Annotated in this window: 20 protein-coding genes, 1 tRNA gene and 1 pseudogene; 21 read left to right on the top strand and 1 reads right to left on the bottom strand. The window is 62.3% G+C overall.

Annotated elements, in window-relative coordinates; genetic code table 11:
• Positions 1-3 precede the first annotated feature (3 nt).
• The 13 genes from hisC (at position 4) to AC27VE_RS09650 (ending at position 14,472) form a co-directional block, all read left to right on the top strand.
• Complete coding sequence (gene hisC, locus AC27VE_RS09710; RefSeq protein ID WP_006223989.1) at positions 4-1,077, top strand: histidinol-phosphate transaminase; 1,074 nt, start codon at positions 4-6, stop codon at positions 1,075-1,077.
• A gap of 158 nt (positions 1,078-1,235) precedes the next feature.
• On the top strand, positions 1,236-1,472 hold the full coding sequence (hfq, locus tag AC27VE_RS09705; protein WP_006218585.1) for an RNA chaperone Hfq: 237 nt from the start codon (positions 1,236-1,238) through the stop codon (positions 1,470-1,472).
• Positions 1,473-1,556: 84 nt separating this feature from the next.
• Positions 1,557-2,663 carry a GTPase HflX gene (gene hflX / locus AC27VE_RS09700; protein WP_088590962.1) on the top strand — a complete coding sequence of 369 codons (1,107 nt, stop codon included), beginning with the start codon at positions 1,557-1,559 and terminating at the stop codon, positions 2,661-2,663.
• Positions 2,629-3,933, top strand: coding sequence for an FtsH protease activity modulator HflK (gene hflK / locus AC27VE_RS09695; protein ID WP_105559770.1), 1,305 nt, complete (start codon positions 2,629-2,631; stop codon positions 3,931-3,933). The genes hflX and hflK overlap by 35 nt, the downstream gene beginning before the upstream one ends.
• Before the next feature lie 18 nt (positions 3,934-3,951).
• Entirely contained in the window at positions 3,952-4,854 is a 903-nt protein-coding gene (gene hflC, locus AC27VE_RS09690; RefSeq protein WP_105559771.1) for a protease modulator HflC, read from the top strand.
• 265 nt (positions 4,855-5,119) lie between these two features.
• Entirely contained in the window at positions 5,120-6,277 is a 1,158-nt protein-coding gene (locus AC27VE_RS09685; protein ID WP_006223985.1) for an ATP phosphoribosyltransferase regulatory subunit, read from the top strand.
• Between the two features lie 76 nt (positions 6,278-6,353).
• The gene (locus AC27VE_RS09680) at positions 6,354-7,649 is read left to right on the top strand and encodes an adenylosuccinate synthase (RefSeq protein ID WP_006223984.1); all 1,296 of its coding nucleotides are present in this window, start codon (positions 6,354-6,356) and stop codon (positions 7,647-7,649) included.
• Positions 7,650-7,732: 83 nt separating this feature from the next.
• Complete coding sequence (locus AC27VE_RS09675; RefSeq protein WP_488703712.1) at positions 7,733-8,275, top strand: phosphoribosyltransferase; 543 nt, start codon at positions 7,733-7,735, stop codon at positions 8,273-8,275.
• A 421-nt stretch (positions 8,276-8,696) separates the two neighbouring features.
• Positions 8,697-8,909 carry a 30S ribosomal protein S21 gene (gene rpsU, locus AC27VE_RS09670; RefSeq protein ID WP_006218592.1) on the top strand — a complete coding sequence of 71 codons (213 nt, stop codon included), beginning with the start codon at positions 8,697-8,699 and terminating at the stop codon, positions 8,907-8,909.
• A 19-nt stretch (positions 8,910-8,928) separates the two neighbouring features.
• Positions 8,929-10,992, top strand: a complete 2,064-nt coding sequence (gene dnaG / locus AC27VE_RS09665; protein ID WP_488703711.1) for a DNA primase — start codon at positions 8,929-8,931, stop codon at positions 10,990-10,992.
• A 722-nt stretch (positions 10,993-11,714) separates the two neighbouring features.
• Positions 11,715-13,985 carry an RNA polymerase sigma factor RpoD gene (gene rpoD, locus AC27VE_RS09660; protein ID WP_006223981.1) on the top strand — a complete coding sequence of 757 codons (2,271 nt, stop codon included), beginning with the start codon at positions 11,715-11,717 and terminating at the stop codon, positions 13,983-13,985.
• Positions 13,986-13,994: 9 nt separating this feature from the next.
• A tRNA-Ile gene (locus AC27VE_RS09655) sits at positions 13,995-14,073 on the top strand.
• A gap of 156 nt (positions 14,074-14,229) precedes the next feature.
• Complete coding sequence (locus AC27VE_RS09650; RefSeq protein WP_488703710.1) at positions 14,230-14,472, top strand: hypothetical protein; 243 nt, start codon at positions 14,230-14,232, stop codon at positions 14,470-14,472.
• 99 nt (positions 14,473-14,571) lie between these two features.
• On the opposite strand, the gene AC27VE_RS09645 is transcribed toward AC27VE_RS09650, so the two are convergent.
• Complete coding sequence (locus tag AC27VE_RS09645) at positions 14,572-14,865, bottom strand: hypothetical protein (RefSeq protein WP_315136773.1); 294 nt, start codon at positions 14,863-14,865, stop codon at positions 14,572-14,574.
• Between the two features lie 168 nt (positions 14,866-15,033).
• Between AC27VE_RS09645 and mdtD the strand changes: the two genes are divergently transcribed.
• The 8 genes and pseudogenes from mdtD to AC27VE_RS09605 all read left to right on the top strand — a co-directional run bounded on the left by mdtD (position 15,034) and on the right by AC27VE_RS09605 (position 22,102).
• Complete coding sequence (gene mdtD / locus AC27VE_RS09640) at positions 15,034-16,455, top strand: multidrug transporter subunit MdtD (RefSeq protein WP_488703709.1); 1,422 nt, start codon at positions 15,034-15,036, stop codon at positions 16,453-16,455.
• 387 nt (positions 16,456-16,842) lie between these two features.
• Complete coding sequence (locus AC27VE_RS09635; RefSeq protein ID WP_105559780.1) at positions 16,843-17,109, top strand: hypothetical protein; 267 nt, start codon at positions 16,843-16,845, stop codon at positions 17,107-17,109.
• Between the two features lie 14 nt (positions 17,110-17,123).
• Positions 17,124-18,530, top strand: a complete 1,407-nt coding sequence (locus tag AC27VE_RS09630) for a hypothetical protein (protein WP_488703708.1) — start codon at positions 17,124-17,126, stop codon at positions 18,528-18,530.
• Positions 18,527-18,637, top strand: a pseudogene (locus AC27VE_RS09625) (pilus assembly protein); the annotation flags it as partial. The gene AC27VE_RS09630 and the pseudogene AC27VE_RS09625, both read left to right, overlap by 4 nt.
• A gap of 162 nt (positions 18,638-18,799) precedes the next feature.
• Positions 18,800-19,162, top strand: a complete 363-nt coding sequence (locus AC27VE_RS09620; RefSeq protein ID WP_427960363.1) for a hypothetical protein — start codon at positions 18,800-18,802, stop codon at positions 19,160-19,162.
• 158 nt (positions 19,163-19,320) lie between these two features.
• Positions 19,321-19,893 carry a hypothetical protein gene (locus AC27VE_RS09615; RefSeq protein WP_488703707.1) on the top strand — a complete coding sequence of 191 codons (573 nt, stop codon included), beginning with the start codon at positions 19,321-19,323 and terminating at the stop codon, positions 19,891-19,893.
• A complete protein-coding gene (gene cpaB / locus AC27VE_RS09610; RefSeq protein WP_488703706.1) occupies positions 19,890-20,741 on the top strand; it encodes a Flp pilus assembly protein CpaB in 852 nt (283 codons plus the stop codon). Before AC27VE_RS09615 ends, cpaB begins: the two co-directional genes overlap by 4 nt.
• The gene (locus AC27VE_RS09605) at positions 20,738-22,102 is read left to right on the top strand and encodes a type II and III secretion system protein family protein (protein ID WP_488703705.1); all 1,365 of its coding nucleotides are present in this window, start codon (positions 20,738-20,740) and stop codon (positions 22,100-22,102) included. Before cpaB ends, AC27VE_RS09605 begins: the two co-directional genes overlap by 4 nt.

The following is a 22,102-nucleotide window of genomic DNA, read 5'->3' as shown; positions in this document are numbered from 1 at the left end:
TCCATGAGCCGTTTCTGGAGTCCCGTGGTCGGGACGCTCAGTCCGTATGTCCCGGGCGAGCAGCCCAAGCTTCAGAACCTGATCAAGCTGAATACCAACGAGCATCCTTACGGGCCGTCGCCCAAGGTGCTCGATGCCATTCGCGCAGCCTGCGACGACACGCTCAAGCTGTACCCGGACCCGTCTTCCGACCGCCTTCGCCAGGCGATCGCGTCGACGGTGGGCGTGCAGCCGGGCCAGGTGTTCGTGGGCAACGGCTCCGACGAGGTGCTGGCGCACGTGTTCCTGGCGTTGCTCAAGCACGAGCGTCCGCTACGCTTTCCGGACATCACCTACAGTTTCTACCCGGTCTACTGCGGCCTGTACGGCATCGAATACGAAACCGTGCCGCTGACGGCGGATTTCCGCATTGACGTGGAAGACTACCTGCCGGGTGCCCGCGGGCAGGCCGGCGCCATCATTTTCCCGAACCCCAATGCCCCCACGGGCCGCGCACTCAGCCTGGCCGAGGTCGAGCGCATCGTCGCGGGCAACCCCGACGCCGTCGTCGTAGTCGACGAGGCCTATGTGGATTTCGGCGGTGAATCGGCCGTGGGCCTGGTCGCGCGCTATGACAACTTGCTGGTCGTGCAGACCTTGTCCAAGTCGCGTTCGCTGGCCGGGCTGCGCGTAGGCTTCGCCGTGGGCAGCGCCGAGCTCATCGATGGGCTGGACCGCGTAAAGAACAGTTTCAACTCCTACCCTATTGATCGCCTGGCATCGGCCGGCGCAGTGGCGGCATTGGAAGATACAGAGTACTTTGAGAAGACTCGCCAAGCCGTGATCGAAACCCGGTCGCGGATGACAGCGGGCCTGGAGTCGCTGGGTTTTGAAGTGTTGCCGTCGGCTGCGAATTTCGTGTTCGCGCGGCACCCCTCCAAAGACGCTTCGGGTCTGGCCGCCGCCTTGCGCGAGCGCAGCATCATCGTGCGCCATTTCCGTCATGCGCGCATCGATCAGTTTCTCCGCATTACCGTGGGCACGGACGAGCAGGTAGACCTGCTTCTGAAGGGGCTTGCGGAGGTCCTGCAAGCGTGATCGTCAGGGGCTTTTCAGCTTGAAAACTCTGGTGTCACTTTTGCCTCCTGGCCAAGTAGCACGGGCCGGGAAAACCCTGTAGAGTACGTATTTCGGTGTGCTCCACCAGTACAAAAAAGCACATCATCACTCAATAACAAACAAATGGAGCCTGGCCAATGAGCAATAAAGGGCAAACTCTGCAAGATCCGTTCCTGAACACGCTGCGCAAGGATCATGTGCCCGTGTCGATTTACTTGGTGAACGGTATCAAGCTTCAAGGGCAAATCGAATCTTTTGACCAGTACGTGGTGCTGTTGCGCAATACGGTTACGCAAATGGTCTACAAGCATGCCATTTCCACCGTTGTTCCCGCCCGCGCCGTGAATTTCCAGGTGGAAGTCCCTGCTGAGTAATCTCGCTCCAGCTGTACCTTTTTTTGCCCGCCAGACGGATGACGTCGGCGGGCATTTTCGCTTTGGCTCCAATATGGTGCATGTATGCGCGCTCTGATTATCAGCGTGGATCTGGGTGACCCAGACTTCACGGCCCATGCCGAGGAATTTGCCATGCTGGCCAAGGGCGCGGGCGCGGAAGTCGTCGGCACCTTGACCGCCCGGCGCGACCGGCCCGACGCCAAGTTCTTCATCGGTTCCGGCAAGGCGGACGAGGGCGTCGCGATGTCGCAGGCGCTTCTCGCCGACATCGTCCTGTTCGATCAGCCCTTGTCGCCCGCCCAGCAACGCAACCTGGAACGCGTCTTCAATTTGCGCGTGGTGGACCGCGTTGCCCTCATCCTGGACATCTTCGCGCTGCGCGCAAAGAGCCACGAAGGCAAGCTGCAGGTCGAGCTGGCGCAGTTGCAGCATTTGTCCACGCGCCTGACGCGCATGTGGAGCCACTTGGAGCGTCAGCGCGGCGGTATCGGGATGCGCGGCCCTGGCGAATCCCAGCTTGAAATGGACCGCCGCATGATCGGCGCCAAGGTCAAGACGCTGCGCGAGCGGCTGGATCGCGTTGAGCGCCAGCGCGTGACCCAGCGCCGTGCGCGGGCCCGAGGCGGCGCGCTGTCCGTGTCGCTCGTGGGTTACACCAACGCCGGCAAGTCCACGCTATTCAACGCGTTGACCCGCGCGGATACCTACGCTGCGGATCAGCTGTTTGCCACCCTGGATACGACCACGCGGCGCATCTGGATCGAGGGCGCCGGGAACGTTGTGATATCGGATACGGTCGGATTCATCCGCGACCTGCCTCATGACCTGATCGCCGCGTTTCGCGCGACGCTGGAAGAGACGGTGCACGCGGATCTATTGCTGCACGTAGTCGACGCGGCCAGTCCGCAGCGCGACGAGCAGATTTTCGAAGTCAACAAGGTCCTCGCTGAAATCGGCGCCTCCGCCGTTCCGACCATTCTGGTATACAACAAGATTGACCGAGCTGGTTTGGAACCCCGGGTGGAGCGCGATGCACATGGTACGATTGCGCGAGTATTTGTAAGCGCCACCGAGCGCGCCGGTCTGGATGCGTTGCGCGGGGCAATTGCGGAGACCGGACAGATTGTGGGAAACAATGCCGCGAATTATCAAACTCTTCAATCTGAATGACCCCGGTTGGGGTCGTGGGAACAACAATGGCTCCGAGCCGCCGCCGAAGCGGCCTCAAGGCAATGGAGACGGCCCTCCCGACCTGGACGAGGTCTGGCGCGATTTCAATAATCGCATCGGATCCCTGTTCGGTCGCAAGGGCGGTGGCGGTGGCAACAACCGTCCCGGCAACCGCGGCGGCATGACGCCGCCTTCACCGCGTGGCGCGCGCATCGGCCTGGGCGTCATTGCCCTGGTGGCCGTGGGCATCTGGGCGGCTAGCGGCTTCTACATCGTGCAAGAAGGCCAGGTCGCGGTTGTGACCCAGTTCGGCAAATACAAGAGCACGTCGCAGGCCGGTTTCCAATGGCGTCTGCCGTACCCCATTCAAAGCCAGGAAATCGTCAACGTGTCGCAACTGCGCACGTTCGAAGTCGGTTTCCGTGGTGGTTCGCGCAACAAGGTGCTGCCTGAAGCGCTGATGCTCACGACGGACGAGAACATCGTCGATATGCAGTTCGTCGTTCAGTATCGCCTGCGCGCCGATGGTGCGCCGGACTACCTCTTCATGACGCGCGACCCGGACGAATCCGTCCGCCAGGCCTCCGAAACGGCCATGCGCGAAGTCGTGGGCAAGCAGTCGATGGACTTCGTGCTGTACGAAGGCCGTACGATGGTTGCCACGCAAGTGCAGGCGCTGATGCAGCAGATCCTGGATCGCTACCAAAGCGGCGTCCAGGTCAGCACGGTCGCCATCCAGAACGTGCAGCCGCCCGAGCAGGTGCAAGCCGCCTTCGACGACGCCGTCAAGGCCGGTCAGGACCGCGAGCGCCAGATCAACGAAGGCCAGGCTTACGCCAACCAGGTCGTGCCGCTGGCCAGTGGCCAGGCTTCGCGCATGACCGAGCAGGCCGAAGGCTACAAGGCCAAGGTTGTTGGCGACGCCCAGGGTAATACCTCGCGCTTCACCAGCATCCTGGGTGAGTACGAGAAGGCGCCGCAGGTCATGCGCCAGCGCATGTACCTGGAAAGCATGCAGGACATCTTCACGCGCGCCAGCAAGGTCATGGTCGACACCAAGAGCAACAACAATATGTTGTACCTGCCCTTGGACAAGATCATGCATCTGGCCGCCCAGGACGGCAGCAAGTCCAGTGTCGGCAACCCGGGTTCGCCTGCGTTGATCAGTCCGCCGGTCCAACCGCCGTTGCGTAGCGGCGCGGTCCCGGTGCCTCAGTCTTCCGGCAGCAGCAATAGCAACACGCTGCCCCGCGACCGTACGTCGCGTTAACCCGGAGGAGTTCTGATCATGCAACGTTTTATGCCCATCCTGGTCGGCCTGCTCATCGTGCTGGCCGCCCTGTCTTCCTGCGTCTTCGTCGTGCGCGAGCGCGACTACGCCCTGGTGTTCTCGCTGGGTGAAGTGCGCAAGACCATCAGTGAACCCGGCCTGTATTTCAAGGCCCCGCCGCCGTTCCAGAACGTCGTTACGCTCGACAAGCGCGTTCTGACCATCGAAACCAACGAAGCCGAACGCATCCAGACTTCCGAAAAGAAGAACCTGCTGATCGATTCCTACGTCAAGTGGCGTATTGCTGATCCCCGCCAATACTACGTCTCGACGGGCGGCAACGAGCGCGTGGCGCAAGAGCGCCTGCAAGCGCTCATCCGCGACGCGCTGAACGCATCGGTCAACGTGCGCACGGTGCGCGACGTGGTCTCGACCGAACGCGACAAGATCATGGCCGAGATCCTGACCAACGTGGCCAAGCGCGCCGAGCCCCTGGGCGTGCAGATCGTCGATGTGCGTCTGCGCCGTATCGAATTCGCGCCGGAAATTTCGGAATCGGTGTACCGCCGCATGGAAGCGGAGCGCACGCGCGTCGCCAACGAGCTGCGTTCCATCGGCGCCGCCGAAGGTGAGAAGATCCGCGCCGAGGCCGACCGCCAACGTGAAGTCATTGTGGCTCAGGCATATGCCAAGGCCCAGGGCATCATGGGTGAGGGCGATGCCGCCGCGGCATCGATCTACGCACAGGCCTACGGCAAGAACCCGCAGTTCTACACGTACTACAAGAGCCTGGAAGCCTACCGTGCTTCGTTCTCGAAGCCGGGCGACGTGCTGGTGGTCGATCCCAGCTCCAGCTTCTTCCAGTTCATGAAGGACCCGGCCGGCGCAGCCCTGGCGCCGGTTACCGTGCCGGCCAAGTAAGGCGGCGCGCGTAGCGGAACGAAAAGCCCCTTGGAAATCCAAGGGGCTTTTTACTGGCGCGGCGCGCAGCGGATCGGGGTGTTGCGGCAATTGGGGGACGGCTCCGTCCACCCGTAATCCCGGCTGGCGCTGCCCGCTGACTCATGTACAATACCGCGTAAGCTAGAAAACATTCCGCAGCGGCTGAGCGGGCTTACGCCCCCTCAGCCGCTTTTTCGTTTGGGCGACGCCCACGCATCACTTGGCGTTCATCAGGTAAACATTCATGGGTAACTGGTTGCTGCCCGAGAGCCTTGCCGACGTACTTCCGGCAGAGGCCCGGCGCATCGAGGAACTGCGCCGCGAACTTCTCGATTTATACCGTACTTACGGCTTCGAGCTGGTCGCGCCGCCCCTGGTCGAATACATTGATTCATTGCTGTCCGGCACCGGTAGCGATCTGGATCTGCGCACGTGCAAGCTGGTCGACCAGCTGACCGGCCGCACGCTGGGCGTGCGGGCGGACATGACTCCTCAGGTCACGCGCATTGATGCGCACTTGTTGAACCGCGCCGGCGTGACCCGCCTGTGCTATTGCGGCAACGTGTTGCACGCGCGTCCGGCGGACCTGCTGTCCAGCCGCGAGCTGTTGCAGATCGGTGCCGAGATCTACGGTCATGCCGGTTTTGAAGCCGACCTGGAAATCATCCAGCTCGTGCTGGAAACGGTGGCGATCGCCGGGGTGCGCAACCCCCGTCTGGACTTGTGCCATTCGGGCGTGGTTCGCGCCATCCTGGAATCGGACCCGGCGGCCGTGGCGGTATCGCAGGAAATCATCCGCTTGTTGCGCGAGAAAGACGTGCCGGGCCTGGGTGAATTGGCCCAGCGCGCGCCGGGCATGCGGGATGAAACGCTGAAGGCGTTGCAGTTGCTGCCGAATCTGTACGGTGGCCCGGAAGTGCTGAAGGCGGCGCGTCGCGATCTGCCGCTGCTGCCGGGGGTTGCCGTGGCGCTGGATGCCTTGCAGGTGGTGGTGGATGCGATGCCGAACGTCGCGTTCAGCGTCGACTTGGCCGATGTGGGAGGCTATGGCTACCACTCCGGCGTGAAGTTCGCGCTGTATGCGGAAGGCTGGCACGACGCACTGGTCAGCGGTGGCCGCTATGACGACGTCAGCCGGGCATTCGGCCGCGCGCGTCCGGCTACCGGTTTCAGTCTGGATTTACGCAAACTGGCGGCAGGTCTGCCGCCAGCGGAACGGGCGCGTGCAGTTCGCGCGCCTTGGGGGCAAGCCCCCGCTCTGACCGAGGCGGTTCGCCGCCTGCGCCGGTCAGGGGAGATTGTCGTTCAGGTATTGCCCGGTCACGAGCAGGATCAGGACGAATTCGTTTGCGATCGCGAGCTGGCGCTGCAAGATGGCGCCTGGACGGTCAGAACGCTGTGACTAACTCCCTCTTGGAAACAAGAGGGCCGCGGGGAGATTTCCGGATTTCCCGAGAAACTCGATATTGATTCGTAACATGAGCAAGAACGTAGTCGTAATCGGCACCCAATGGGGTGACGAGGGCAAAGGCAAGATCGTCGATTGGCTGGCGGAATCCGTCCAAGGCGTGGTCCGCTTCCAGGGCGGTCACAATGCCGGCCATACGCTGTGGATCAATGGCAAGAAGACGATTCTTCGCCTGATCCCGTCCGGCATCATGCATCCCGGCGTCACCTGCTTTATCGGCAACGGCGTCGTGCTGTCCCCGGAAGCCCTGCTCAAGGAAATCGAAGAGCTGGAGGCTGCTGGCCTGGACGTGCGCTCGCGCCTGCAGATTTCCGAAATCTGCCCGCTGATCCTGCCGTACCACGTGGCCATCGACAAGGCGCGCGAAGCGCGCAAGGGCGAAGGCAAGATCGGCACGACCGGTCGTGGCATCGGCCCGGCATACGAGGACAAGGTTGCCCGCCGCGCATTGCGCGTGCAGGACCTGTTCAATCCTTCGCTGTTCGACGAGAAGCTCGCCGAAGTGCTGGATTACCACAACTTCGTGCTGACCAAGTATCTGGGCGCCGAAGCGGTTTCCGCCGACGAAGTGCGTGATCAGGCCATGGCCCTGGCTCCCGCCATCGCGCCGATGGTCAAGGATGTGTCCAGCAACCTGTATGCCATGCAGCAGGAAGGCAAGCGCATTCTGTTCGAAGGCGCGCAAGGCGCGTTGCTGGATGTGGACCACGGCACCTATCCGTTCGTCACCAGCAGCAATTGCGTGGCTGGCGCGGCGTCGGCTGGCGCCGGCGTGGGCCCGCAGCAGTTGGATTACGTCCTGGGCATCACCAAGGCTTACACGACCCGCGTCGGTTCGGGCCCGTTCCCGACCGAACTGGTCGACGAGATCGGCACCCGCCTGGCCACCATCGGCAAGGAATTCGGTTCGGTTACCGGCCGCCCGCGTCGTTGCGGCTGGTTCGATGGCGCCGCGCTGAAGCGCTCGGTCCGCCTGAACGGCATTTCCGGCTTGTGCATCACCAAGCTGGACGTGCTGGACGGCCTGGAAACCATCCAGTTGGGCGTCGGCTACCGTGTCAACGGTGAATTCCGCGACGTGCTGCCTTACGGCGCCCACGCGGTCGCCCAGGCGCAGCCGGTGCTGGAAGAGCTGCCGGGCTGGTCGGAATCGACCGTCGGCATCACCGAGTACGACAAGCTGCCCGAAGCCGCCCGTCGCTACCTCGAGCGCGTTGCCGAAGTCTGCGGCGTGCCGATCGACCTCGTGTCGACCGGTCCTGACCGCAATGAAACCATTGTCCTGCGTCACCCCCTGAAGGGCTGACATCGGGTTAATATTCCAAAGGCCGCCGCCGGTCTCATACCGGCGGCGGCCTTTTCGTATCTTTAAGCAGGAGATGCTTGCCTATGAGCGCGCCGACCAATGATGACAGCCATCTGTGGGTGACGTGGGACGATTACAACCGCTTGATCGAACGCCTTACCTTGCAGGTGCATCAATCGGGATGGAAGTTCGACAAGATTCTTTGTCTGGCGCGCGGCGGTATGCGCGTCGGTGACGTAATGTCCCGTATTTTCGATGTGCCGCTGGGTATCCTGGCCACGAGCAGCTACCGCGAAGCCGCTGGCACGAAGCAAGGCGACATGGATATCGCCCAGTTCATCACCATTACGCGCGGCACGTTGTCCGGGCGTGTGTTGTTGGTGGACGACATGGTCGATACCGGCAAAACCTTCAGCAAGGTCTATGACCACCTGAAGAGCCAGTTCGCGGACATCACCGAACTGCGCAGCGCCGTGCTGTGGTGGAAGGGACATTCCCAGGCAACGCCCGACTATTATGTCGAGAAGCTGCCGACGAACCCCTGGATCCACCAGCCGTTCGAAGATTACGACAGCCTGCGTCCGCACCAGCTCGAAGCCTGGATCCGCAAGGGTTTCAAGAGCTGAGCCCGGATGGGGTCAGGGGAGGGGTGCCTGGCGCCCTCTGGGTGCCAAGTGTCCCTCCTAGTAGTCAAAATGGTCGTGACCATGCTAGAATCGCTGGTTATCGCTAAACCGAACTTGGCTTGTTACTCTTTGGGTAGTCTTTGGGTAACGGAAACAGCCAGCGGAAATCCGGGAAATGGAAGGCAAGGCCGCGTGCAGCATCTGCAGCGCGCAGCGCATGTGTCCTAGTCCCGGGTTGCGCTCCAAGGTTCCTCGTTTCCGCGGTACTTTCCTTTGTGTTGTGGTTGCGTGCCTGGTGTACCAGTGCATGCCTATAGCGCGAGGGGATGTTTTCGCGGACCTGGATCCTAGGCAGCGTTGCTGGTAAGCAAGCCAGGTTTGTCATCAACTTTTGTTACCCTACAAGCAGGCCAATCACTTTATGCCTATCGTTCGACTGAAGGAAAACGAACCGTTTGAAGCCGCTCTGCGCCGCTTCAAGCGCACCATCGAAAAGACCGGTTTGCTCACCGAGCTGCGTTCGCGCGAGTTCTATGAGAAGCCCACGGCAGAGCGCAAGCGCAAGCACGCCGCCGCTGTGAAGCGCCACTACAAGCGCATCCGTAGCCAACAACTGCCCCCGCGCCTGTATTGATTTTTGATTCCCGAATCTATTGATTCCAGAATCATTCATCCAGGATCTACTCGCCCGAGTCGACGTTGTCGACGTAGTCGGGCGATATGTGCAGTTGCGAAAGGGTGGGGCCAACTTGCTTGGCCTGTGCCCCTTTCATAACGAAAAAAGTCCGTCGTTCACTGTCAGCCCCACCAAGCAGTTCTACCACTGCTTCGGCTGTGGAGCACATGGCAGCGCCATCACTTTCCTGATGGAACATACGGGTACCAGTTTCCCCGAAGCCGTGCGCACGCTCGCGGCTTCGGCGGGAATGACGGTCCCCGAAGAAAATCGCAGTCCACGCCAGCAGCAGGAATCCGCGCGCCGCAAGGCCGAGGAATCCCGTCATACGCAGGTGCTGGATGCCGCTCAGGCGCATTATCTGAAGCAGTTGCGCGCGTCGCCCGCGGCGATCCGCTATCTGAAGCAGCGCGGCCTGACTGGCGAAATCGCGGCACATTTCGGTTTGGGGTGGTCGGGTACTGACCGCCACGGCCTGTCGCAAGTTTTTCCCAATTATGACGACCCCACGTTAGTGGAGTCCGGGCTGGTCATCGAGTCCGAAGACGGCCGTCGCTACGACCGTTTCCGGGAGCGCGTCATGTTTCCGATCCGCAATGTGCGGGGCAGCCTCATTGGCTTCGGCGGACGCATCATCGGCAAAGGCGAGCCCAAGTACCTGAATTCCCCCGAAACGCCCCTGTTCTCGAAGGGCCATGAGCTCTACGGGTTGTGGGAGGCGCGCCAGTCCATCCGCCAGGAAGGGCAGGTGATCGTGGTCGAAGGCTACATGGACGTCGTCGGCCTGGCGCAGCAAGGCATCGCCAACGCGGTCGCCACGCTGGGTACGGCCACGACGCCCGACCATGTGAAGAAGCTGCTGCGTACAAGCGACAAGGTGATCTTCAGCTTCGACGGCGACGGCGCCGGCCGGCGTGCCGCCTGGCGGGCGTTGCAGGCTTGCCTGCCCGTGCTGCGTGACGATATCGCCATTCGATTCCTGTTCCTGCCGTCCGAGCATGACCCGGACTCGTATGTGCGCGAGTTGGGCGCAGAAGCGTTCCGCGCCTGTCTGGCCGATGCGGTGGCGCTGTCGCGCTTCCTGCTGGACGAGCTGGCGTCGCGGCACAACATGAACGAGGCCGAAGGGCGCGCCAGTTGCCTGCATGAAGCCAAGCCGCTGTTGGCGTCGATTCCCGAGTGTGCGCTGCGCGTGCAGATCGAGCGGGAAATGGCCAAGCTGGTGCAGCTGACCCCTGAAGAAATGGCGCAGATCCTGGCGCAACAGCCAGCTAAGCCGTTCGCGCCGGCCGCGTCGCCCAAGCCGGCGGCAGGCGAGCCGTCGGGGGCAGCCGGGCCGGATCATGACGGCGGTCACCCCGATATGGGCTATGACTTCGCCGGGCATGATTTTCACGATATTCCCGCCGAAGAGCCGGACTACGCCGACTACGGCCATTTTCCGTCGCAAGGCGGCGGTGAATTCACGGGCGGCGGCGGTGGTGGTCAGCGCGCTGGCGGCAAGCAGGAATGGAAGGGCAAGAGCGACTGGAAAAGCAAGGGCGACTGGAAACCTGGCAAAGGCAACTGGAAAGGGCGTCGCGATAACGACGTCGGAGGCTTCGAGGGCCGCCGGACCATGCCGTCGTTGGCCAAGCGCTTGCTTGGGTTGTTGCTGGCGCATCCTGAATTGGTGGACTCCATGGGAGACCAGCAGCTTGAAGTCATCGACCATGGCCCCCATCTAGGATTGGTAAGGGACTTGATCATGCTGGCGCAATCCAGCGGCGCGCGCCATGTGGGCGCATTGCTGGAAGCTGCCGAGCCTGATTCCGACCTGGCCACGGTATTGAAGGGCTTGCGGGCGGATATCCTGTCCCAGGAAGACCTTCCTGACCCCCAGACCGAGTGGGATGATGCCTTGCGGCGTATTGAATTTGACTCAGCCAAGCTGGAAATGGCCAAGTTGGCGGCTGCAGGGTTGTCCACGGATGACGCGCGCAAACGCTATCTGGAGCTCTCAAGCCGCATGGCGACGCTGAAAGGTGCCGGGATACGCTAAATGCGCTAAAATCAAAGGTTGTCCGCTTGCCGAGGAGCCTTTTATCTTGGCTGTTACGCGGCGGACAGATAGTGGCGGACGGATAGTGACGGACAGATAGTCAGGCCGAAGCAGATGTCCCATTGATGCGTTTTCAGTTGATTGCAGCTTAATTCTTGCTGAATATGCTGCTAGTCCTGGCGTGAAATGGGCTAGGCAGTGGGTAGACCATGGATCATGGAATCTATTGCCGCCGGCCGAATCTAATCCAGTAGTGATGTTTGAAGATTTGTAGTGCGATTTGACCCGCAGAAATTATCAGGCTGGCGCGTCAAATTTGTTACATAGTTAATTAATATAGCTGATAGCTGATAGCTGAGCGGTGAATCAGGCAGTTCAGTGGCGAGTCGTTTCGCGTAGCGTTAGTGGTCTGGGTGCTGTGTCTACATAAGCTGCTAGGGGCAAGGTCCCCATAAGCAAGCAAAGCCTATTTATAGGCAGACAGCCCCCCCAACGCCCGAAATCCGCCGCGGAATGAGGTCATGCACGTCAAGCGCCCAACGGTATTGCACCGTGATGGCGACAAGCGGGCTCGAAAGAGCTGGCGCTGCGAACAACGCAGCCGCGTGACTTCTGCGGGTTCACCAGTTTTACCCGTATTTGCGCCGCGCTGGGCCACCGTCCAGGGCGGCCCTATGCGGTGCAACATGCCCAAACGGGTTGCGACGACCACGGAAGCGACTATGACCAAATCCACCGGCAAATCCTCCTCTGCAATTGATGCGGCTGAAATCAAGGCCCCTGCGGCCAAGCGCGCCGTAAGCATGGCGGCGGAAAAAGCGCCCGCCAAAACGGCGGTGAAGGTCGCCAAGCCCGCTGCCAAAACGGCTGCCAAGAAGGCAACCAAGACGGCTGCGGCTGACAAGCCCGAAAAAGTGACGAAGGCTCGCGCCAAGAAGGCTGAAGACAAGCTCGCCGACTTGGTGGGGGGCAGCGCACGTCCGGCAGTGCCCAGCGGTCGCCGCCCGGGCCGCCCCGCGAAGAATGCGAACAACGATTCCGACGGTTTCGACGACACGATGGACGGCGAAGGCGAAGTCCTGCCCGATCTGAAGCCGCCCAAGCGCGGTGGCAAGCGCGGCAAGGCGGATCCCAAGGATCTGATCGCCCGCGGCCCCGTGACCCCGGAAGAATACGAAGCGCGCCGCAATCGCCTGAAGCAGCTGATCAAGCTGGGCAAGGACCGCGGCTACCTGACGTACGGCGAAATCAACGACCATCTGCCTGACGACCTGGTCGACGCCGAAGCCATCGACGGCATCATCAGCACGTTCAGCGACATGGGTATCGCGGTCTATGACCAGGCCCCGGACGCCGAAACGCTGCTGATGAGCGAAAACGCGCCGGTTGCGTCCAACGACGATGACGTCGAAGACGAAGCCGAAGCCGCGCTGACCACGGTGGACTCCGATTTCGGCCGCACCACCGACCCCGTGCGCATGTACATGCGCGAAATGGGTTCGGTCGAGCTGCTGACCCGCGAAGGCGAAATCGAGATCGCCAAGCGCATCGAAGACGGCCTGAAGCACATGGTCATGGCCATTTCGGCCTGCCCGACCACGATCAACGAGATCCTTGCCCACATCCTGCGCGTTCGCGAAGGCCAGGCGCAGATCGACGAAGTCGTCGACGGCCTGGTTGATCCGGAAGACGGCGAAGAGTACGCCGGCGCCGGCGTCACCGCTGACGAAGACGAAAGCGATGACGGCCCCGCGGGCGGCATGTCCAGCAAGCAGCTGGAAGACCTGCGCGTGAAGGCATTGGCCAAGTTCGACGAGGTCAATAAGCAGTTCGACAAGATGCGCCTGTCGTACGAGAAGGACGGCTACAAGTCGGACGTCTACGTGCGTGCACAGGAATCCATCCAGAATGAACTGATGGGCATCCGCTTCACGGCCAAGATGGTCGAAAAGCTGGCTGACACCCTGCGCAACCAGGTTGAAGAAGTGCGCCAGCTTGAGCGCGCCGTCCTGCATACGTGTGTGGACCGTGCCGGCATGCCGCGCACGCACTTCATCAAGGTCTTCCCGGGCAACGAAACCAATCTGCAGTGGGTGGTGGAAGAAGTCGCCGCCGGCCATCCGTACGCCGAGACGCTGGAGCGCCAGATTCCCGCCGTGCAGGAACTGCAGCAAAAGCTGATCGACCTGCAAACGCGCGTCGTGCTGCCGCTGAAGGACCTGAAAGACGTCAACAAGCGCATGGCCACCGGCGAAGCCAAGGCCCGCAAGGCCAAGCGCGAAATGACCGAGGCTAACCTGCGCCTGGTGATCTCGATTGCCAAGAAGTACACGAACCGCGGCCTGCAGTTCCTGGATCTGATTCAGGAAGGCAACATCGGCCTGATGAAGGCCGTGGACAAGTTCGAATACCGCCGCGGCTACAAGTTCTCGACGTACGCCACGTGGTGGATCCGTCAGGCCATCACGCGTTCGATCGCCGACCAGGCGCGCACCATCCGTATCCCGGTTCACATGATCGAAACGATCAACAAGATGAACCGGATCAGCCGTCAGATCCTGCAGGAAACCGGCGCCGAGCCGGATCCCGCGACCCTGGCGCAGAAGATGGACATGCCGGAAGACAAGATCCGCAAGATCCTGAAGATCGCTAAGGAACCGATCTCCATGGAAACGCCGATCGGTGACGACGATGACTCGCACCTGGGCGATTTCATCGAAGACACGTCCACCCTGGCGCCTTCGGATGCGGCATTGCACGGCTCCATGCGTGATGTGGTCAAGGAAGTGCTAGACTCTCTCACCCCGCGTGAAGCCAAGGTTCTGCGTATGCGTTTCGGCATCGAAATGAGCACCGACCAGACCCTGGAAGAAGTGGGTAAGCAATTCGACGTCACGCGTGAGCGCATTCGCCAAATAGAGGCTAAAGCGCTGCGCAAGCTGCGTCACCCCAGCCGGGCCGATAAGCTGAAGAGCTTCCTGGAAGGGCAGTAATCGTTTCCTGGGCCTCTAGCTCATGCCTGGTTAGAGCAGCGGACTCATAATCCGTTGGTGCCGAGTTCGACTCTCGGGGGGCCTACCAAAGAAATCAAGGGGTTACGCCAATTTGGCGTAGCCCCTTGTTCTTTTTGGAATTGGCCCGCGCGTACAACTCCGCATGGCCCTCATGCCGCTGGAACTTTTGCATCGGCGCGGGTTCTGATTTCTTCCTTATAAGACACGCCAACAGAGTGCTCCGATGAAATCTAAAGCCTTACCTGCTGCAGTCACGGATCCGCAGGCCTTCGAGGCGGAAGCCCAAGGATGGAACGGCACGGCCTCAATGGCGTCTACCGTCTCAACAATGTCTTCCCTTCAACTGATGAAACACGCGTTGGTGAAACTCGAGAATGCTTCGGTTCATCAGACGCCAGAGAAAGTTGCCGCGATGCAGTATCTGATGAGCGCCATCAGCATGGTCAGCGTTGTCACATGCAGTTGAGCGGGGAAGTGGGCTGATAGGCTAGGCGACCCGCGGACGCCTTTGCAATAAACCTCCGTGGTCGAATGACGCTTGGGCGATGCTGCGCGCCCATTGCTCCTACCGAGGTGCCATCCCCTTTCTTAGCCTGTCCGGCGCTTCCATCAACGATGTCGTCATCCCGTCGCGCTCCTGGACACAGGGTTCATCCCGCAGGCCTTTCATGAAGTCGTCGTAGAGCTCGCCTGTCAGACCGGCTGGCCGCTTCAGGTCTGCAGACAGTTGATAGGCGCGCAGTAGCACTGAGCGCAGCCGCTTGACCTCCCATAGCAATGAGATGACGTCGGGATTCCAAGGCTGGCGCTCGCGGATGATGCGTAGGTCGGCGTGGGTAAGGGGGGCTTTGAACGGCATGATGGAAAATACTGTTTATTTATCCAGTATATTCCACAAAAAACGGGGTCATTCCACCGCGCTGGATATCTGCCGCCAGGAGCTCCCGGTGGCAAGAAATCGCGTGTCAGGTCCGACTGACGCAAGCACAGCACCGCCCTAAGCGCCGTACCCGCTGTCAGCCGTCCGTTGGCATTCGCGCAGTACGATTCGTCCATGGCTAAACCCTCATCACAGCAGGCCCTGCTTTGGGTCGTCGCTGCCTGCTTTTTCATGCAGACGCTGGACACTACGATCGTCAATACGGCGCTGCCCGCCATGGCGCGCAGCCTTGGCGAGGAGGCGCTTGCGCTGAAACCTGTCGTGGTGGCGTACACCTTGACGATGGCCATGCTGACGCCGGCCTCGGGCTGGTTGGCTGACCGCTACGGGACCCGTCGTGTGTACCTGGCGGCAATCCTGATATTCGCGATGGGATCGGTGTTCTGCGCCATGGCGCAAACCCTGACGCAGTTGACCGTTGCGCGCGTGGTCCAGGGCGTGGGTGGGTCCATGCTGGTGCCGATCGGACGGTTGGCGGTGCTGCGCAGGGTGCCGGGCGATCAATACATTTCCGCATTGGCTTTTGTGTCGATCGCGGGTCAGGTCGGTCCTATTTTTGGCCCGACCTTGGGCGGCCTGCTGGTGCAGGTGGCAAGCTGGCATTGGATCTTCATGATCAATGTGCCCATCGGTATTGCCGGCTTGTTAGCCGTGCGGAGATATTTGCCTGAGGACGCGCTGGCTGACGTGGCGCCTTTCGATGTGCTGGGTTGCACCATGCTGTCGTTGTGCATGGTGTCGTTTTCGCTCGGCCTGGACTTGCCCGCTGGCTCAGGGCGTATGGCGTGGTCGACGGGCTTGTTCGCGCTTAGCGCATTGACCGTGCTGCTTTACGTGATTCATGCGCGCAAACGTCAGAATCCGCTCTTCCAATTGCGCCTGTTTCGTGAGCCCAATTTCAGTGTGGGGCTGGTCGGAAATCTGGTGTGCCGCATCGGCAGCAGCGCGGTGCCGTTCTTGCTGCCGCTGTTGCTGCAACTGCAACTGGGCTATTCGCCGTTGCAGTCCGGACTCATGATGTTGCCGGCGGCGATTGCGGGCACGATCACCAAACCCTGGATCGCGCCGCTGGTTCGGCGCTACGGGTATGACACCTTTTTGCTGGTCAACACGGTATTGGTCGGTGCATCCATTGTCTCGTTCGCGGCGATTTCGCCTGGATGGCCGTTGGCATTGCAGGTTGCCCAACTTGCCCTGTTCGGCGCGACCAATTCCATGCAGTTCGCGGCGATGAATAGCGTGACCTTGAAGGGGTTGAGCAAGCGGGATGCAGCCAGCGGGAACAGCCTGTTTTCGATGATCCAGATGCTGGCCATCGGGTTGGGCGTGACGATCGGCGGTGGGCTGGTCGGCATGTTCTCGGGCGAGGCCAACGCATCATTGGGGCGTGCGTTCACGCTGAGCTTCGTGTGCGTGGGCGTGATCACGCTCTTGTCGGGCTGGGTGTTCCGACGGTTGGATATGTCGCAGCTGGGACGTCCCGCAGACAATCGCCCGGCAGCCGGCTAGGCATTTTGCCGTGCTGGATACCGCGAAGAAGCGGCGGCGGAAATGGAAGAGCGCCCCAGCTCTAGATGAGTCTGAGGCGCTCCTGCCCGGCTTCGCACGCGATGGGTGTCAGACAGCCCGGCAACTCAAATCTACTGCCGGGTCAGGGCCTCGGCAATAGGGAAAACCCTGGAAAATTAGTGAGTTACAAGATTTCCGGGTATTGAATTTGCCCCCGATTTGAACCCTTCGATGCTCGTGCACGAGGGGTTTTTTCTTGCTCCTGAGGCGGCTTTCACAAGTGTCAATGCGCTCGTGCCCATTTCGCCCGCCTCGGCATCCACGAATTGTTCCCTCTGCCCGTCACGCCGACACTGCATCCGACATTCATTGCATCGGAGAGCGGACATGTGGGGAATTCGGAAGCGTCAGTTGGGCCAGGGTATGACGGAGTACATCGTGGTTGTGGCCTTGGTGGCGGTGGCGGCAATTGCCGTCTATCAGTACTTCGGACAGGTGGTGCGTTCGCAAACCGCCGCCATGGCGCGGGAGCTTGCGGGCGAAGATGGCAGCACGCAGAGTCGCGCGGCGCAGCAGGCGGCGCAAAAGGCTGCAGCGCAGACCAAGGCGCGTTCGCTCAAGTCGTTTACCGGCAACGCCGCGGATGCGAAGTGATGCTCCATCGGCGCATGCCCGCCGCCCGTCAGCATGGCCAGGCGCTGGTGCTGGGCATGCTGATCGTGGCCGTGGCCGCGACCTCCCTGGTGGTGCTTTACAACCTGGGCCAGACGGTTGAGGGCAGGGTGCGGCTGACGCACGCCGCGGATGCGGCCGCGTACAGCGGCGCGCTTGAGCAGGCGCGCACGCTGAATGCCATTGCCTACGTCAACCGAACGCAGATCGCGCATCAGGTAGCAATGGCGCATCTGGTCACGTTGGCCGCGTCGGCGCAATACGGGGGCGCGTTGCAGTCGCAGCGCAGCCGCGGCAACCCGCCAGTCAGTCTGATCGCGATGCTCTTCGGGCCTGACATGGGGGTTGCCTATGGGGCAGGGCGAGCGTTGCCGGGCGCCGAGGCACGACTGGCCAGCGCCTTCGCGCAGCACGAACGTGTCGTGCATCAGGTGTTGGAAACGGCTGCGGCGTCCGCCATGTCGGAATTGCCTGCATCGCGCGACCGTGTCATGCGCAAGGTGCTTGCCGCCAACTTCGGTGAAGCAGACGGCAGTGAAGCAGATGGCCGTGACCCAATGGGTGCGCAGGGGTTGGCGCTGCAGTTGTTGTCGGATGCGTGGCCGGGCTTCATCGAGCGCCAGGCCGCTACCCGCAAATCGGGTCTACGGCCGACCGTGGAGCAGGCGGTCGAGCGTTACGGGTTCTTGAAAAAACGCAATGAAACGCGGCGCAATCCTTGGCCAGTTAGCTCGCGATGCCCGCTGTATCGGCATGAACTGCGCCGCCGCGGCTCGACCTGGCTTGGGCCGGATGGCCGCTGGGGAGCCTTGGACACGCACTCGTTCCATGCCCTGCGATCCAATCGATGGATCGGATGCTACTACCGCGAATATGCGATGGGCTGGGGCACCGCGCAAGGCCAAAAGAGCAAGGCGCCTGAAGGCGTGGATTACGTTGAAGAACCGCCCGTCGATTTTTCTCAGGAAGATTTCTGGCGGTGGGTGGAGCAATCGACGTCGTGGGACATATTCAGCGGCGTCACCAATCCCATGGCCAATTCGTATGCGATGGCATCGGTGCAGCGATGGCCCGGCAGGGGCTTGCCTGCTTTTCGCGAAGTCGCCGCGTCGCGGGTGCGGGATCCATTGCGTTTCGCGGTCAGGGTGAGTTTGGCGGGCGCCGTGTTGAAAACGACTGACGCGGACAGCGCGGTGGCGGCGCCCACCGGCTTGTTCCGCTATGCCGGGCTTGGGCACACCGACGCCATCACGGTGACTAGCGCCGCTGAGACCTATTTCCTGCGCCCTGAACAACGTGCCGATGGCCGCAGCGAATTGGCCACCTTGTTTCGCCCTTACTGGCAGGCACGGTTGTCTGCCGTCAAATCTCAGGAAGTCCTGCTTGCTGGGAGATCGCCATGACGATGGGCGGGGTGAGGGCGAGGCGCCTTGATCGCCAGCAAGGTCAGGCAGCGGTGGAAGCGCTGTTGCTCTTGCCGTTGATGGCCGTAATGGTCTGGGCGGTGAGCGGAATCGGCAGCTTGCAATTCGCGGCGCAGCAAATGTCGCAGGCGAGCCGCAAGGCGGCGATGTCAAGTGCGCTGGGGCAGCCGTTGCCGTCATCGTGGTCCCGTGCATCTTCAGTTATGACCAGCCAGGCCAAGGCGTTGCGGGGCATCGCGCCGCTCCGCGTGAGCGCGTTGCAGGATGAATGGTTCGGCTCGGACTTGCAGTTGCTGACGGTGAAGGCGCAGACCGTGCCGACCCCGGGCAGTGGCGAGTTGGCGCCGTCGATTACCCGGTTGACCCGGGTGGCGATCGGGGCGGGGCATGCGTACGGGGATGCGGATGCGCAGCGCCGGATCGGCAATGCGCCGACGGCTTGGCGGCAGGCTGAAAAGGCGTCGCTGGCGCAGGCTCGACGCGTGGGGGCGCTTGCGCAACGCATGGATGGCCCGTGGGGCCGATCAGCGGTGTCGATGGACTGGCTATCCGCGTGGGCGGACTTGGTGCCATCAGACCGCTTGGGCAAACGTGGAGGGGTGATTCGATGAGTGCGTACCTGCTTGCCTGGCCACGGAGGAAAGGGCGTGCCCTTGTGGTTTCGTGCCGCTTGAAGTTTGCAGGCGGATTGGTGGCCGGCGCAACGGCGTTGGCTTCCGCAATGGCCTTAGCGACGGATGGGATCGGGGCGAAGCCTGCCGCAGCGTCCTTGAGCCGGTTGCGCTTTCCTGAAGGATCCCGGCATGCGGTGCTGGCCGATCGCTTGTGGCTGTACGGTCAACCCGCGCAGGTCGTGGTGTTTGATGTGCCGATGAAGGCGCCGGATCTGGTGCGCGTCCTGTCCGGGCAGCAATCCGCACTGGCGGATTTGAATGTGTTGCCCGGCCAACTGATCCTTTCCGGGCAGATCGGTGACGAGCAGTGGGTGGCCCAAATGGAAGAAGCCGGCCCAGGGCGTACGGTCGGCAGCATTTCTTCGCTGCGTCTGCGCACCCCACCCGCATCGCCGCCTCCTGCGTGGTTGCCGGAAGGGGCACGGCTGCGCTTGGATGTTGCCGTCATGGATAAGAACGTCAGGGTGTCCGAGCGGATCTGGCAGCATGCGGTGACGCCCACGCGGATGATGTCCTTGCTGGACACGGGCTTGTTGCGGGAGGGGTGGCAGCGTTTGCCGGGGGACGGTGATGCCCAATCCTGGACGCGAGGTAGCCAGCGCCTGCTGGTTTCCGTGGTGCCCCTTGATACCGGCAGCGGTCTTCGCGTCAGGGGGTGTGCATCGTGAAGGCCCTGCTTATCCATGGCATGCGGCGGTTGCGCCGTGTGGGCGTTTATGGGCTGGCGTTGGCGGCGGGCCTGGTGTCGGCGTGGGCGGTGCGCGAGCACGTGCAGCAGCGGGTTCAGGCCCTGGAGGCGCAAGCGCGCACGCCCGTCGTCGAACGCCTGGTCGCAGCCTATGACTTGCCCGCGGGCACTAGTCTGGAAGAGATGCATCTGGCAGTGCGTGAAATCCCCGCGCAGTGGGCATCCAGCGCGAGCCTGGATCCGCTGGATCTGAGCAGCCTGCTTGGCGCAACCCTTGTGGCGGACGTGGCGCATGGCGAACCTTTGCTGAAGACACATCTGACCTTTACGGCGCCAACGCCTGCGCTGGCGTCGCGGCTTCGGGCTGGCCAGCGGGCGCTGACAGTTGCCGCCGGCGATTTGGGCGGCTTGGCCGAGATGCTGCGCGCGGGCGATCTGATCGATATCTATGTGAGCTTCTCCCATCGCCAGCGCGAGCTCACCGTTCCGTTGCTACAGGGCATGCGGGTGCTGACCGTGGGCGCAGAGACCGATCCTGATGGCTCCGGTGCAGGCAACATCACGCTGGCAGCCGATCCGGACGAAGCGGTGCGCTTTGTCGCAGCCCGGCAATCGGGGACCCTGACGGCCATGCTGCGTCATCGTGACGATGCCGGGGCGGTGAAGGCATCGGCCCAGACGGATCTGGCAACGCTGGTCGGGCTGGATCCCGAGCCGGAACCCATTCCCGGCGTGGCCATCCTGTACGGGGACCGGGTGGATGCGCAGGCCCTCGTTGCTCCCGCCGGGCACGCCGCAATGGCCGGCTTCGAATCGGGGCGGCCATGAAACGCATCGTGTTGATCTTCGGCGCAATGTGCCTGTCCCTATGGGGGGCGGCAGCCTGGGGCCAGATGGAAGTGCTGGAGCTTCAAGTGGGCGAAACCCGCGTCTTGCCGCACCCCGGCGTGAAGAGGGTGGCCATCGGCAATGGGCAAGTGCTGAGCGCCGTCGCGGCGGAAGGTCGAGACGTCGTGATCTTTGCCCGCGCGGAAGGCGTGTCGTCGGTGCACGTCTGGACCGCGAAGGGACGGACGACGGCCTACGAATTGCGGGTTGTCGCTGCCGGAGCGCCGCGCCTGCGGGCCGAAGTCGAGGCGTTGCTGGCCCGTATCCCCGGTGCGCGCAGCACCAGTGTGGGAGGCCGCATCCTGATCGAAGGCGACGACTTGTCCGACGATGACCGGGCCCGTATCGCCGCCTTGGCGGAACGCTATCCCGCCGTTCTGGATTTCACCGGGCAGGTGGGGTGGGACCGCATGGTCTTGCTGGACGTGCAGGTGGTGGAAATACCCACCTCCCGATTGCGCGAGTTCGGCGTGCGCTGGGACGGCGTGACGCAAGGAGGGGTGAACGCGGGCCTGGCTTGGGATGCGGGGGCGCTTGGCCGGATGACCCGGCCGGGCGAGTCGGTGATCGAAACCGCCGGGCCGGTATCGGCCGCTGCAGGTTACTTCGGCGTGAATGCGCTCTTGTCCGCCCGTATCGCCGCCCTGGCGCAAACCGGCGAGGCCGTGATGTTGGCGCAGCCGCAACTGCTTGCGCGCAGCGGCGCCAGCGCGACCTTCCTGGCGGGGGGCGAGGTGCCCTACGTGTCCACCGATGGACGCGGCAATCCCACGACGTTGTTCAAGCCGTATGGCGTATCGCTCAGCATCACGCCACGCATCGACCGCAATGGCGTCATTCGGTCCTTGATCGAGGTAGAGGCCAGTTCCGTGGATTCCTCGCTGAGCGTGGCGGGCGGCCCGGCATTGCGCACGCGGCGCGCGTCCACGGAGTTCAACGTACGGTCGGGCAACACCCTGGTGATTGGCGGCTTCCTGTCGCGCGAGAACGCAAAGGAGGTCAGCGGCTTGCCGTGGCTGCAGAACATTCCGATTCTGGGCGCCTTGTTCTCGTCTCGGCGCTATCAACAGCGCGAAACCGAGTTGGCGATTTTCGTCACGCCGAAGATCGTGTCGCAAAGCGAGCCCGCCCTGACAGACCGTGTACGTCGCAGCCGCGAGGTCCTGGACGCCACATTCCCCGAACCCCCTCGGTTGGGCACGGCGGTGCCGTCTGTGGCCGGCGGTTGGGATCCCTATTCGGGGGCTGGGTCTCAGTGGACATCCCGCGACGACACGACTCGAACCCTTCTGCGTGAGTAA

This window comes from Achromobacter sp. 18P8.1.1 (assembly GCF_057799415.1).
The sequence above is the reverse complement of the archived record's forward strand: the minus strand, read 5'-3'. Positions and strand labels throughout refer to the sequence as shown.

What these genes read in the sequence shown, in the direction of transcription:
- hisC (WP_006223989.1), top strand. Translation starts at nt 4, where the DNA reads ATGAGCCGTTTCTGGAGTCCCGTGGTCGGGACGCTCAGTCCGTATGTC.
- hfq (WP_006218585.1), top strand. Translation starts at nt 1,236, where the DNA reads ATGAGCAATAAAGGGCAAACTCTGCAAGATCCGTTCCTGAACACGCTG.
- hflX (WP_088590962.1), top strand. Translation starts at nt 1,557, where the DNA reads ATGCGCGCTCTGATTATCAGCGTGGATCTGGGTGACCCAGACTTCACG.
- hflK (WP_105559770.1), top strand. Translation starts at nt 2,629, where the DNA reads ATGCCGCGAATTATCAAACTCTTCAATCTGAATGACCCCGGTTGGGGT.
- hflC (WP_105559771.1), top strand. Translation starts at nt 3,952, where the DNA reads ATGCAACGTTTTATGCCCATCCTGGTCGGCCTGCTCATCGTGCTGGCC.
- AC27VE_RS09685 (WP_006223985.1), top strand. Translation starts at nt 5,120, where the DNA reads ATGGGTAACTGGTTGCTGCCCGAGAGCCTTGCCGACGTACTTCCGGCA.
- AC27VE_RS09680 (WP_006223984.1), top strand. Translation starts at nt 6,354, where the DNA reads ATGAGCAAGAACGTAGTCGTAATCGGCACCCAATGGGGTGACGAGGGC.
- AC27VE_RS09675 (WP_488703712.1), top strand. Translation starts at nt 7,733, where the DNA reads ATGAGCGCGCCGACCAATGATGACAGCCATCTGTGGGTGACGTGGGAC.
- rpsU (WP_006218592.1), top strand. Translation starts at nt 8,697, where the DNA reads ATGCCTATCGTTCGACTGAAGGAAAACGAACCGTTTGAAGCCGCTCTG.
- rpoD (WP_006223981.1), top strand. Translation starts at nt 11,715, where the DNA reads ATGACCAAATCCACCGGCAAATCCTCCTCTGCAATTGATGCGGCTGAA.
- AC27VE_RS09650 (WP_488703710.1), top strand. Translation starts at nt 14,230, where the DNA reads ATGAAATCTAAAGCCTTACCTGCTGCAGTCACGGATCCGCAGGCCTTC.
- AC27VE_RS09645 (WP_315136773.1), bottom strand. Translation starts at nt 14,865, where the DNA reads ATGCCGTTCAAAGCCCCCCTTACCCACGCCGACCTACGCATCATCCGC.
- AC27VE_RS09635 (WP_105559780.1), top strand. Translation starts at nt 16,843, where the DNA reads ATGTGGGGAATTCGGAAGCGTCAGTTGGGCCAGGGTATGACGGAGTAC.
- AC27VE_RS09630 (WP_488703708.1), top strand. Translation starts at nt 17,124, where the DNA reads ATGCCCGCCGCCCGTCAGCATGGCCAGGCGCTGGTGCTGGGCATGCTG.
- AC27VE_RS09605 (WP_488703705.1), top strand. Translation starts at nt 20,738, where the DNA reads ATGAAACGCATCGTGTTGATCTTCGGCGCAATGTGCCTGTCCCTATGG.